We start from the raw sequence: 13,305 nt of genomic DNA on the forward strand, positions 1-13,305 counted from the left end.
ACCTTTTTTCGAATTTTCTTATTTTTAGAAAAATATAGTTAATTCTGCATATTCAGTATTTTATCTGACTATTTCTTTTTTTACTCCATCATCAAAATCTTTTTCGGCTGATATCGTACAATCTGGTATACCATAACCATAGAAGAAGCCAGCACAACCCCCATTCCACAAAGATACAATATTATAATCTGCTGTGTCTTAATTGCAGCCTGCACACCGTTCGAAAGATCTACAGCTATTTTTATCACATTCGCCAAAGGATAAGAAAAAATTACCCCCGCTGTAATTGCCAGCAATACCGGGCAAAAAGATTCCATCAACATCTGCAGCATAATCCGCATCTTTGTTTCTCCAACAGAAAGAAGAATGCCAATCTCAAACATGCGATCCCGCAAATTCATAAGAATCAAAAAACTTAATGTGATAGTTCCAAGGATTACGGAAACTATCACCATGAGATTCGAAATCCCTGCCAGGCTCTTCAGGCTGTCGGCCACCGCTTTATAAGCTGAAACATTTACCGTATAGTCCATATCATATTCTTCTTTGATATATTCCGGCATTTTTTTCGCATCTTCAGCAAACGCTCTTCCTTCTTCCGGGTCCTTCAACTGCAATGTAATTTCTTTTACATTATCATTTTCATTCATCTCATAAACTGGTGTATCCAGGGTATAGATAGCATTTGCTGGGTTATTATATACCACATTTCCACTGTAAGCTGCCTCGTTCGTACTGTAAATACCACTGATTTTAAATGTATACCGCTCCTTTGTGTATGGTGAAAGAACAGCTATGGTATCTCCTATTCCCAGTCCATTCCGTTCCGCAATCCCATCACTGACTACCGCTTCTTCTGCATTCTGCGGTACATGTCCCGAAATCAGTGTAACTACAGAAGAAACAGAACTAAAATACTCGACAGGATCAGATGATCCCTCCACATAAATATTTTCTGTTCCATTTTCTTCCTGTCCGTCCATAATTTCAGCTGTAAAGTTATCCGCCAGAGCAGCTGTCACCGTATTACAGCTGCCAAACCGAATTCTTTCATCAGCGCAGAGTTCCAAATATTTTTGATGTGAAATCGAATTCACACCGCGCGGCTCTTCACTGTATATCTGACGCTCATTCGATACAAGCACGCTTCCTCCGATGCTCGTCCGAATCTCCCATATCCGTTCCCGACTTGCCGCGCGGATACATAAGCCAAACAGGATCAGGATGGATAAAATCAGGAAACTTAAAAACATCAGAATTGTATTTTTTTTATGATAAGAAATACTGCGAAATGCTCTTTTGATCCAGTTCATAAAAACTTTCCCTCCCCCTCATGTTTAATCCTGCAATTTTTTCTTTTCCAGCCGTACCACCACATCTGCCTCCGCGGCAAATGCTTCCGAATGTGTAACTGCTATTACACATTTCTTATCTTCATGAGCCAGCTCTTTGAAAATTTTCACAATGCCAGCCGCCGTATCAACGTCCAGATTTCCCGTCGGCTCATCCGCAAGAATCACCTCTGCATTTGTCGAAATCGCACGCGCAATCGCTACGCGCTGCTGTTCGCCTCCTGAAAGTTTATTGATATTGCGGTTCATCTGATCTTCTGTAATTCCCATTCGTGTCAGAAGTTCCCGCGCCCGTTCTTTTTTGTTTTTAATCGGATTTGACGTAATTTCCATTGCCGCCAGCACATTCTCCAGCGGGGTCAGATAAGGCAGCAGATTATACGCCTGAAACACAATTCCAATCTTGCTGTTTCGATATCTTGTATAGCCAATTTCCCGGATATCTTTTCCTTCAAAGCACACGCAGCCGCTCTTAGGTTCTTCCAGCGCACCCGCCAAAGTCAGCGTCGTTGTTTTCCCCGATCCAGAAGGACCAACAATCGTGTAAAGAGTACCCTTCTCAAATGAATAGCTGGCTTTATCCAAAATATCAATTCTCTTTCCGCCGCTCTCGTAAAAATAGCTTACCTCTTTTAATTCCAGTTCTGCCATATTGTTCCTTTCTACTATAATCTAGTCGCCTCTACATTTTTCCAGTTCTCACTTCCGTAAGAAACCCATCTTTTACCAAATATACTTTATCAAATTTTTCCAGTTTATCATAATGATGTGTAATAAAAATCACAGATTTTTCCGGCATTTCTTCTGTTATAATTTTATAAAGATATTCATTGGCTTCTACATCAAATCCACTGGACGCTTCATCAAAAAGCATAACCGGCGCATCTTTCAATAGTGCCCGTGCAACCACAAGCTTTTGTCTTTCTCCTCCTGAAAGAAATGCTCCATCATCTCCTATTTGTGTTTTTTCTTTTTCTGGAAAACGTTGCAAGTATTTTTTCACGCCACTTTTCCTTAGTACCTCATTCAGTTTTTGTCTGTCTGCTTTCCCCTCCAAATCTATATTCTGCACAATGTCCCCCAAAAACAACGCTGATTTCTGACTCACAACAGAAAAAAGGCTTCGGTATTCTGATAATTTTAGCACTTTTATATTTTCACCATTACATAAAATTTCTCCTTCTTCCGGTTCATAAAATCGTAATAGTAATTCCAAAATTGTTGATTTTCCACTTCCATTTTTTCCAATAATAGCCACTTTTTCTCCCGGCTCAAGTTTAAAAGATACTTTCTTTAACACTTCCCTATCCTTTGTATACTGAAATCTCACATTTTTAAATTCTAATATTGGCGAAATCTCTTTTTCCACTCTTTTACTTCCACTTCGTTCCTCTTCCATATTCAAAAATGTATAAAGTCGTTCAGCGGACGGTTTGACACTTGCAAAATGCATACGCAGATCAATTAAACTATTTACCGGTCTTGTAACATAACTAGAATAAGAAACAAAAGCAAAAACTGAACCTATGGAAATTTTTCCCACGAACACCAAATATCCACCAACTAAATAAATAAGAATTGTTACACCCCACTCTAAAACAGCATCCCCAAAAATATTCCATGTCTCAATCATGGTTCCTTTCATTTCAACCGCTAACGATTTACAAATCTGTTTTAAAAATTCGCATTTTCTTAATTCATATAGATTCCACAATTTAATTTCTTCCACAGTATTAATTGTATCGCCAAGCCATCCTCCAAATTGTTGCTCAACTTGAATATACATTTTCATGTTTTTCTCACGCTTTTTAGCAAGACATTTTACTAACACGTATTTCACTGGAATTACTATCACTACAATGCATAACAGTTCAGGACTCAACAGCATAAGTCCAGCAATTCCACTAATTACACGAAAAACATACGAAAAGCTCATCACTACATATCTATCTGTCATAGACGCAACCTGAGATACATCGCATTGTAACATTTGCACTATTTCCATACTATTTTTCATTTGAAAATAATGTTTTTTTAAATGCAATAATTTTCGAAATACATTGCAATACAAGTTCTTATAGAATGAATTATGTATTTCTGCAAAAGTTTTTGCCTGCACAACTTCAATCATTAAATATACCAGCACACAAACAAATAAACCGGCTACTCCATTAACAATTTGGGGCATATTTTTTTCGAGTATTCCGATGTCTGTGATCTGTTTTATCAATAATGGTTGCAGAAATACAGTTACTGTAGAAACAATAGTGCTTATACTCAAAATACCTATTTCTTTTTTATATTTGAGTAACTCTTTTAAAAAATATAAACATTTATTATTCTCTATTATTTTCTTCATTGTTCACAAATATAATATTTTTAATCCTTTAAGCAAACACTGATTCCTATTAGTCCAACCATACACACCCCAAGAAATATGTCCATCCAGACTATTTTCCCACTTTGCTTTTCTCCACTCGAAGGAGCCTTAAAAAATACTTTTTCAAAGCCTGTATCATTTTTATCAAAATATTTTTGTCCTATAACCTCTTCTTTCGTTTCATTCCCCTTCTTCTCAAGCCAATACTGGATCGAAATTTCCTGCATTTCTTCACCACCATATTCGGCTCTTTGATTATCTTTTGCAAGTTCTTCCGCTATTTTTCCGCCAAAAATCTTCATCGCACTATCTTGACTTTCTTCATAGGGTTTTCCAGCTCCCAAAAATAAAAATTGTCCTACTTTCTCCACGCTATCTGGAATCCGTATTTTTGACAAAGAAGAGCAATACATAAAGGCATTATCACCAATGCTCTCTAAACCATCATAAAAATAAATCTGTGTGATTCTAGTTCCCTGAAATGCGCTTTTTCCTACCTTTTTTAGTGTTTTTGGCATTACAATGCTGATAAACCCAGCAGTTGTATCACTGTACTGACCATCTTCCGCAAAGGCAGATTCCCCGATTTCAACAATGCCTTCGGATATCTGCACTGCCCGAAGATCCGTTTTTCTCAAAAAGCAGGAATCTCCGATTCTCGTCACTTCTTTCCCACCTACTTCTTTCGGTGTGACAATCACGCTTTCCGTCCCGATATAGTTTCGTAAAGTTACAGTTTCATCTTCTTCCACGCTATACTGGTAATCTCCCTCTTGGAGCCAGTCTGCCTGTAGCGAAACCTGTGTCGTTCCAGATTCCACTGCAAAAACGTCTTCCCGCCATACCAGCACCAGAACCATCGCTACGATCATTATCATTCTTTTTTTCTTCATGAACACCTACTTTCTGTCCAGCAATATAGATGCCGGGCTTTCTCTAGTTATTTTGCCGACTTGCAGAATTAATATCAAAAGGAAAAGATCTAAAATACCAAGAATCATCCCCGTCATGATTTTCCAGTTCCACTCAATGGACAAATCCGTATCAACAGTTACTCCCGTTGATTCATACGCAGCTATTTCGCTTGTCGGGAGCGCGTTTTTAATATTTCCCGACAGATCTTCATTTTCCTGCTCCACTTTCTCAGCCTGATTCGAAATCATCCGATCTGCGAAATACTCTGCTGTTGGTGTCGCACACAGCGCCGCAAAAACCAGGGCAATCAAAACCGGAACCAAATTCTCCAAAACGAACTGTCCTAAAATCCTTTTTCTGTGTTCCCCCATCGAAAGTAAAATTCCAATCTCACGTTTTCGCCCTTTGACTGACAGGCTGGTCAGAATGCCGAACAGTAAAATTCCGGCAGTCACAAATCCTACGATCATATATCCTATCAGACGATTCAATTTTTCAACAGGTTTCGCAACCATCTCATACCATTCCTTGTTTCGAATCAACTGATAGGACCATTCTCCAGATTCCAAATCCTGCTGTGATATTACCATTGGCTTTACGCTGGAACGTATTCCATTTTCATCGGTCTGTACAACATCATCCACACTTCCTATTTTTATTTTGTTTTTTGTTTCTTCTATGAATGGTTCAACTGATTTTGTATCTTTCAAATAGACCGTAACTGTATTAAATCCCACATTTTGAATTTTTAATGCTTTCATAGAATACTCGCAGAAAATATCCAGTGGAATAAAAATTAAATTATTGTGCCAGTCATTCACAACGGAATCGGACTGATAAACCTCTGGAGTTCTGTAAATGCCTCGAATTTTGAAACTAATTTCTTCCGGGGCACTTACTTTATAGTATTCGATCGTTCCCTGCTCCATTTTATATTTAACAGTATCGCCCACATGGAGATGATTTTTTTCGGCGTATTTTTCTCCTACCACAGCTTCGTATTTGCCCCGTTCTCCGTAGCTCAGTCCGCTTCCTTCCACAATCCTGTAACCCTTTGCCAGAAAATAGGTATCGTATGCGCAGTCCAGTGTTCCAACAGCCGTCATCGTATACATGCCTGAATCTTTCAGATAACCTTTTAGGCGCTGTTGTGTCTCCTCGCTGATATATGTTTCCGTATCCACCGGATCAAGCCAATATGTTCCCGCTTCCATGGTGTACCCCTGAACATAATTGCTGTCAATGAACTTTTCTACGATTGCGGACGGGATCGCATATACAGTACATGATTTTCCAGCTTCTCCCTCGGCCGGCCCGCGCAGAGTAATAGAGTTGGCCAATGTTTCCTGTGCTCTTTTCACTTTATTTCCACTTGCAATTCCAATCATCAGCATAGAAAATATCGCCAGGAAAAGTACTAAAAACAGTATGATATACATCAATGTTTTCGCAGGAGTACTTCTTAATTTTCTGCTTGCTCTTTTCAACATATTCTTTCTTCCCCCTATATATTTCAAAATGCGACAAGCTTATGTTTAATTTTCAAGTGTCCAAATAATCCTATCGCTCAATTTTTCTATTTGAGAATCACTTTTAATATCAACAACTGATATTTTTTTCAAATGCTCAAAATCCCTTTCCTTGTCAATTAATTTTAAAAAACACATCTTTTTTTGTTCAAAACTCGCATCCATATCAATTGCAAATTCTGATATTCCAATATCATTAATTGTAATATCATATCTTTTTTGAACCTCATCTTTAACATGACTAATAAACGCTTCTTCATAGCGCATATATGGTAGCATCAAAACACTATAATCTGGTTCTATTGCACACATAAACAATTGTGTAGTAATGCCAAAATCATTAGAATATTGTGGATTAAACGAGAGACATGCTCCTGGTATCCCAACAATTACAATATCATAATCTTGTTCTAACCGCTTTACAGCCGCATTTATATTTATAATTATCTCTTCATTCCTATTTTTCCCATTTAAATATTTCTTTTCAAAGCAAAATGTATCTTTCCCAATTAATCCATTTAATCCAGAAACAATTGCTGCAACTTTATATCCTTTTTGTTTCAAACATTTTTGCAGTTCTAATTCCATTTTCAATTTTCCACTATTTTGTGTCAAACCCAAAACGCAAATAACCGGAATATTTATCTTTCTTACTCTTAAATCGTCACACTTTTTTTGAATTTTTAATTTTTTAGCAACAACGACATTTTCATAATGCTGATCTATCTCTAAACTGTTCCTGATATTATTAATAGAAACTATCGTTATGGATTTCTGCTTTGCTGTTTTCACCACGCTCTTTATATATTCAGGCGATGCATCGTGCCAACTTTCAAGAAGAATTAACACTTCACATTCTTTTATAATATTACCTATTCCCTCCTCTATTATTATCTCACTACCATCACAACGTTGAATTTTTTTCCCGCAAAGTCCCCATGCTTTTATTGAAGCAATATGTATAATTTCACCATATCTACATTCATGTATGTTCTCAAATAGTGTTATACTTTCTTGATCTACCGGAAATATACCTACTCTTTTTAACATTTTCCTTCATACTCCTCAAATTTATAACCAAGTTCTTTTAAAGTACAGTAATTTTTCATTGCCTCTTCAAATCCCCCTCTAACCTTCCAGCAATGTTTTTCTATTTCTTTATTTGAAATATTTTTAGTGTCATCTGCACATGCTATACAAATTGTGCAATGTTGATATGCCCAACAATCCTTACACCGGTCTTGCGAATATCGTTCTATATTTAGCAAATTTAACACTTTGTTTTTATCTATTCCTTTTTTTATATCACCTATTTTGGAAACTTCTGATATTTCACTCACTCGCTCACACGGATATATATTTCCTTCTGCTGTTACAAAAATTTTTTTCGCGCCTGGAATACAGGGACCACTATGATGATTTACCTTTGAAATCTCTTCTTGCATTTTTTCCTCATGTTGTTTAATTTCTCTCATTTCATTATCAAATTCTTCTTTTACTGCTCTAGCCACAAATTTTTCATTAATTCGTTTTAATTTTGAAAGAAAACATTTAAAATATTCATATTCCTGTTCTTCAACAAATTCTCCGCTAAATTCACATTGTTTATCCGTATAATTATCATTCAAAACAGATATTCTACTCAAATTTTTCGAAATCAGCCTATCTTTATCCAAAAACTCATATATTGTTCTTAACTCATTTTGGGGATCTAACACTGTGTTGAAAGACACATTTTTTTTATAATATTTTCTGTCCATACTATATATCATTTTCATGCTATCTCTCAATTTTTCAAATGATCCTCTATTACTTCCTGCAAATATTCTATTTTTATCGTGCACTTCTTTAGGTCCATCCAAACTAAACATAATTTGTATATTATTTTTAATAAAATACTGAACAATTTCTGGTGTAAACAACGTTCCATTAGTGGTCAAATTAAAATGTACCGTTCTTTGGCAATATTCTCTCTTCACATACTCAACTACTTCTTTTATCAATCTGAACATTAATAATGGCTCTCCGCCATAAAATGATATATATATGTCTTCGCTAGACATCGAATGCCCATACAAATAATCTACTGCTTCTTTTGCAGTTTCCCAGCTCATTTCTTTTTGACTATGATTTCTATTTTTGTAATCACCAGAATAAACACAATAACTGCAACGCAAATTACATTTTTGTGTCACTTGCAAAACTAACTGATTCATTCTATTTTCTAAATAAGATTCTAAAAAGTCCGTAGCAAAATGTTTTACCTCTTCTACCCGCGTTCTTTTCAAATATCCTTCATTTATTAGCTTTTCTATTTCTCTTTCCGCTTTTTCATCCCAAATATTGTTTTCCAAAAAATTATATGTTTCGAAAGACACCTGAATAATTTTATCAGTATTCACATCATATACATAATATTCTTTTGCAGTTTTGAAACAATGAATAAATGGTTTATGCATGTTCTTTTCCTCTTGTTTTATATGCTATTTCTTTGTTAATCAATTTTATTATGTCATCAAATGTATCAAATTTTCCAGCCACAATATCTTTTTCCTTAAAATGAATATCAAATTCTTTTTCTAACTCCACATATACATTTATCAAATCTCTTGCGCTGAATTTTAGATCATTTCCTAAAAGCTTTTGATTTTTCCAGTCTTTTTTCTGTTCTAAATTTCTATATTTCTTTAATATATCTTTCACTTTTTCTTCTATCATTTCTATTCTCTTTCATCAAATCTACTATTGTCAGCATTTTTACTCTACAACAAACATATCAACATTTTAACAAACGCTATTTCAAAGGATCTATAATACTTCTAGCCATATTCTTAAACGATTTTTTATAATGCTTAAATCAACTTTTAAACTTATCCTCTAAGTCAAGCGGATATTCGCAATCCGCTTCGCTACTTGCTCATAACCGAATAGCTGCTCCGCAGCTTATCAGAAGGAGCTTGCACTCCTCCTGATACAAGCAAGTCCCCACCCACTGCTTATTGCTTTTCGCAATGGAAGCAGGGGACTTACTTGATTCGGTTAAAATGAGGACTACCACTAATTAACACTGTAGCAGCTCTCATCTTTCTTACATTTTAGTGATTAGCATTAGATCCAAATACACTTGTGTATAACTGATTCTGCGCCTGAGCTTTCTGAACATAGGCAGACCCACACGTAGAAAAGCATGTGCATGAACACGGTCCATTTGCATAAACACTCACATTATTTCTTCCCTTATGTTCTTTCTTTTTAAGCGTTTTCTTCATTTGAATACCTCCCTTCGAGCATAATTTTATTACCCATTGCGATCGCAAAAGTAATCCAGTAAATTTTAGTCGTCTAAAAGTTGCATTATTATCCATTTATATGCGTTATAACAATTTTCAAACTGCATTTGCTCCATCCTTGTTTTCACATTCCATCCTTTTTTATCAAAAACCTCAAAATCTATCAAACTATTACTTTCAAATATATTTTTATCCGTTTGAATAATAAGCACATCTGGATTGTATATTGTATTTACTGCCATTATTAACGTCTCTGTCACATTCCCATGCGTATAAAATTCTAATGGAATTTCTGCCACGCAAGACTCTTTTAGGTTCTTTTCTGATGTTAATACTATACACTCATAGTCTTCCTTCCCAAAACACTCATATAACAACTTTGCCCCAATAACAGTACGTGTTAAAATTATCGGAATTGACCACGCTTTATTATTCACAATCCCATTCCATTCCAATTCTTTTTCATAGATACATTTGTTTATATGATTCATAATAAATTTTTTTGCATCTTGGTATGAACCTTTTTTATTTTTCCTTAAATAACATATCAAAAGCACAGTAATAATCGGAGCTGCAAAACTATTTGATTTGTATTCTTTCCCAACAATCTTCTTTAAAACGTCATCAAAATTTAACTGTATCGAATTCATTTCCGAAAAAGGAAATGATTTAGACACCGAAATTTCTTTTTCCTGCAATTTAGCAATATAATTTCTTACCCCGAAAACCCCATCAAAGCATGCCGGCCATGTAGGAAAGTTTGTATTTGATAGCGCTGCACATAATATCATTTTATTAGAAACCATTTGTTTTATAATATTTTCTATCTTTTTTGCATCTATATAATTTGTTGTTCCAACACTCATATGCACAAGTTTTATCTTTTCTTTTAAGCACCATTCTAACGCCGCTTTGAATGAATCAATGCTACCTCTTTCCCCTGTTTCCATAATTTTTATAGAGATAAATTCTACCTCTGGGCAAAAATATTTGATGATACTATAACACTTATCGCCATGTGTTAGTTTATATCTCTTTCTAAACAGATTATCTTTTTTTTCAGAATTGCACAAAACAACTTTTTTATTCTCATCAACATAGTATTCATTCTCACTCAGAAACAGCCCCCCTGCTGTCCCGTCATCTATAATTACATATTTTCCATCGTTTTTTTTATTTTTCATATGCAAATAGTCTTGTTCAGCTTTTCTTTTTCGTCTACATACTTACATTATATCTATATTTCTTCTTTTTTCAATGTGCTTTTTGTACATATTTTCAGTTTTTATTCATTATAAATTCACATAAATATTTTTTTCACAAAAACATGTAATTTTTTTTATATAAATACGTATATTTATAGATATTTCTTTTCATATCAGTTCAACCCCCATATTTTCCACAACTCTCAACTTTTTCCACTAATATCCTATTTGTTCTTTCATTTCCATTCTTATCCCCTTCTATCTAGCAGATTCTTCCGCTCTCAACTTCAGAGAAAAAGCGGTCGGCGTGTGGGCGGCGGATGCGGTGGGAGGGGAGAAACGTGCCGGGGCGCGGGGCATTGATTTGGGTGGGAGCGGAACCTGACGCGGACGGGACGGAACGGGGGAGATGAAATCCGGCTCACAAAGCCGGATTTCAAGAGACACTGAGTCGGGAAAACATCAGTTTTCCTGACGAATTGTCTCGGTGCTCCCCCGTTCCGTCCCATCCACGCCAAGGTCTCCGCCCCACCCAAATCACAGCCCCGCACCCCGGCACGTTTCTCCCCTCCCACCGCATCCGCCGCCCACACGACGTCCGCTTTTCCTCGTCCCCCCTCCCACCAAAAAACGGCCCCACAAGGAACCGTTTTTTCTCATCTTATAATACATTCTTCAACAGCATCAGCACCGGATTATTCTCCCGAATCCATGCCAGCGCCATATCGCCCTGGATCTGCTTCATGCATACATTCCCCCAGTGTGTCGCCTGAAAGCAGTACACCACCGCAAAGAAAATCCAGATCCACAGCACCGCACGCACGACACCAAGTCCTGCTCCTCCCATGCGGTTCAAAAAGCTGATCCCCGGAATCTCCGCAATCAATTCCACAATTTTCACCGCAATCGTCACGAAACCAACGGCCAGCACCAGTGTCAGAAAGAAAGCGATTCCTTTCATAATCTTTTCCGATACCGCCTTCGCCGCGTAGGATGCCAGACTGTGCAGCTGTTCCTCCTGGTACTCCCGCACCGCGCCGCTTCCGAGGATCTGGTTCACCAGCTCCTCCGGCACGCCCATGCTCTCCAGCCATTTCTTCTGCACATCCTGGTTTTCCCCCGACGGAAATTCATTGTTTTCAAATGTCTCTAAACATTTCTTCTCCACATACTGCGGCAGCGTTGTCCGCTCATTCAGCACATCCGTTACATACGGATTCATCCAGATCGCCAGTCCTGTCACCAGAATCAGGGACACCATGGACAGCACTGTCCGGACCAGCCCCTTTCGATATCCAGCCAGTGCGGAAAGAATACACACCGCAAGTAATACGTATCTCAGCCAATTCATGTTTTTCTTCTCCTATTTCAGCCGGATCATCGAAACGCCGTCCTCCTCCGCGAGCAGATACCGGTTCTGCCCCATGCCGAGGATCTCGTGAATCTGTGTTTCGCTGACCACGCCGCTGTACTTCTTTCTTCCATTTAAGGTATATACACACAGTTCCTGCCGGTTCGTCAGCAGAATCTGTTTTTCTTCTATCTGAAGGTTCTGGTAATAGAAATCCAGATTTTCATCCGCAAGCTGTTTTCCTTTCAGATTGTAGATTTTCATCCGGTACGGATGATCGTCACTCTCCCCGCGCAGAATCAGAACCACGCGGTCGTCTGCATACGCGCAGCTTAAAATTTCTCCATCTTCTGATACGCTCACTGTCTCTTTCGGCTTGTTCGTTCCTTCATAGATGCGGAAGCCGTTGTCAAAGAAGGCAACCCATGAGGATGTTCCCGCGGTTTCGATCTGCGGGCACAGCATATCGGTATAGCTCGATGAACTTGCAAGGTTGTCCACCAGATCCTCGCCCCTGCTCCCGAAATTGTAGAAAGCGACCTGTGATTTCATCTTGCCGCCGTCTTCGTAAGCGTAGGAAACCGCCATCCAGAGTCCGTCCGAAGAAAGCGAGAGATCCATCGGATAGCCCGGACTGTCCATATTCGGGTGGGAGGAGGCGATCTCCGTTCCATCGGTATTATAGTATTTGATCCAGCTCTCCCCGTTGTTTTCCAGAATCGCCGCAACGACGCCCTGGCCTGCAACGGATGCTTTCACGATCGGATACGACGCGGTAATTTCGCCGGCCTTTCCATCGGCATCGTATACAACAATTTTCGTTCCGTTTTTATCATAAATGGCAATTGCATCGCCGCAGGATATCATCTGCGGATTTTCCATGGTATAATGATCGCTCCAGAGGGTCTGATTTTTCCGGTCGCGCAGTTCGATGCCGTCGATGCCGTAGCGCACGATCTTATTTCCGGATTTCTGAAACATATACGTATCGGTGTCTTCGGTCTCTGTTGCCTGCAGCGTGTCGTATCCCTGAAAAGTACGCAGCTGAATCCATACCCCTGTACCGATTCCGGCTGCGAGAATGGCTCCCGCAAGGATTCCGACGGTGATCCGGCGTCTGCGTTTTCTTTTTCTGTTTTCTGCTTTATACTCCTCAAGATCCCGGACTTTTGCTCCGTTCTCCTGTTCTTCTCTGTTTTTTCCGTCCATTTTCATTCCCCTTATGTTCTTTTCGGACTTATTTTCTGCCGCCCTTTCGGCCGCAGTTTGATTCCGCTCTAGTG

The 13,305-nt window shown here is 38.2% G+C and carries 11 protein-coding genes; all 11 read right to left on the reverse strand.

The genetic code is table 11. The annotated features are described in order from the left end of the window. Nucleotides 1–80: 80 nt before the first annotated feature. On the reverse strand, nucleotides 81–1,313 hold the full coding sequence (locus DWX26_RS10330; protein ID WP_055226878.1) for an ABC transporter permease: 1,233 nt from the start codon (nucleotides 1,311–1,313) through the stop codon (nucleotides 81–83). 24 nt (nucleotides 1,314–1,337) lie between these two features. Beyond that, complete coding sequence (locus tag DWX26_RS10335) at nucleotides 1,338–2,003, reverse strand: ABC transporter ATP-binding protein (protein ID WP_055226876.1); 666 nt, start codon at nucleotides 2,001–2,003, stop codon at nucleotides 1,338–1,340. A 31-nt stretch (nucleotides 2,004–2,034) separates the two neighbouring features. Continuing rightward, nucleotides 2,035–3,711 (reverse strand): ABC transporter ATP-binding protein, encoded by a 1,677-nt coding sequence (locus DWX26_RS10340; protein ID WP_118601380.1) that lies wholly within the window; start codon nucleotides 3,709–3,711, stop codon nucleotides 2,035–2,037. A 20-nt stretch (nucleotides 3,712–3,731) separates the two neighbouring features. Next, nucleotides 3,732–4,625 carry a leucine-rich repeat domain-containing protein gene (locus DWX26_RS10345; protein ID WP_118601381.1) on the reverse strand — a complete coding sequence of 298 codons (894 nt, stop codon included), beginning with the start codon at nucleotides 4,623–4,625 and terminating at the stop codon, nucleotides 3,732–3,734. Nucleotides 4,626–4,631: 6 nt separating this feature from the next. Further along, on the reverse strand, nucleotides 4,632–6,041 hold the full coding sequence (locus DWX26_RS10350; RefSeq protein ID WP_158554998.1) for an ABC transporter permease: 1,410 nt from the start codon (nucleotides 6,039–6,041) through the stop codon (nucleotides 4,632–4,634). Between the two features lie 141 nt (nucleotides 6,042–6,182). Beyond that, complete coding sequence (locus tag DWX26_RS10355) at nucleotides 6,183–7,226, reverse strand: DUF1611 domain-containing protein (protein WP_118601382.1); 1,044 nt, start codon at nucleotides 7,224–7,226, stop codon at nucleotides 6,183–6,185. After that, the gene (gene ccpM / locus DWX26_RS10360) at nucleotides 7,220–8,635 is read right to left on the reverse strand and encodes a Cys-rich peptide radical SAM maturase CcpM (RefSeq protein ID WP_118601383.1); all 1,416 of its coding nucleotides are present in this window, start codon (nucleotides 8,633–8,635) and stop codon (nucleotides 7,220–7,222) included. The genes DWX26_RS10355 and ccpM overlap by 7 nt, the downstream gene beginning before the upstream one ends. Continuing rightward, on the reverse strand, nucleotides 8,628–8,894 hold the full coding sequence (locus DWX26_RS10365) for a hypothetical protein (protein ID WP_055226866.1): 267 nt from the start codon (nucleotides 8,892–8,894) through the stop codon (nucleotides 8,628–8,630). The genes ccpM and DWX26_RS10365 overlap by 8 nt, the downstream gene beginning before the upstream one ends. A 616-nt stretch (nucleotides 8,895–9,510) precedes the next feature. After that, nucleotides 9,511–10,650 (reverse strand): hypothetical protein, encoded by a 1,140-nt coding sequence (locus DWX26_RS10370; protein ID WP_055226864.1) that lies wholly within the window; start codon nucleotides 10,648–10,650, stop codon nucleotides 9,511–9,513. A 682-nt stretch (nucleotides 10,651–11,332) separates the two neighbouring features. Beyond that, the gene (locus tag DWX26_RS10375) at nucleotides 11,333–12,022 is read right to left on the reverse strand and encodes a CvpA family protein (RefSeq protein WP_118601384.1); all 690 of its coding nucleotides are present in this window, start codon (nucleotides 12,020–12,022) and stop codon (nucleotides 11,333–11,335) included. A 12-nt stretch (nucleotides 12,023–12,034) separates the two neighbouring features. Then, complete coding sequence (locus DWX26_RS10380) at nucleotides 12,035–13,231, reverse strand: DUF5711 family protein (protein WP_118601385.1); 1,197 nt, start codon at nucleotides 13,229–13,231, stop codon at nucleotides 12,035–12,037. Nucleotides 13,232–13,305: the final 74 nt, after the last annotated feature.

Origin of the sequence: Blautia sp. AF19-1 (assembly GCF_003479155.1) — a bacterium.
Lineage (GTDB): Bacteria > Bacillota > Clostridia > Lachnospirales > Lachnospiraceae > Fusicatenibacter > Fusicatenibacter saccharivorans.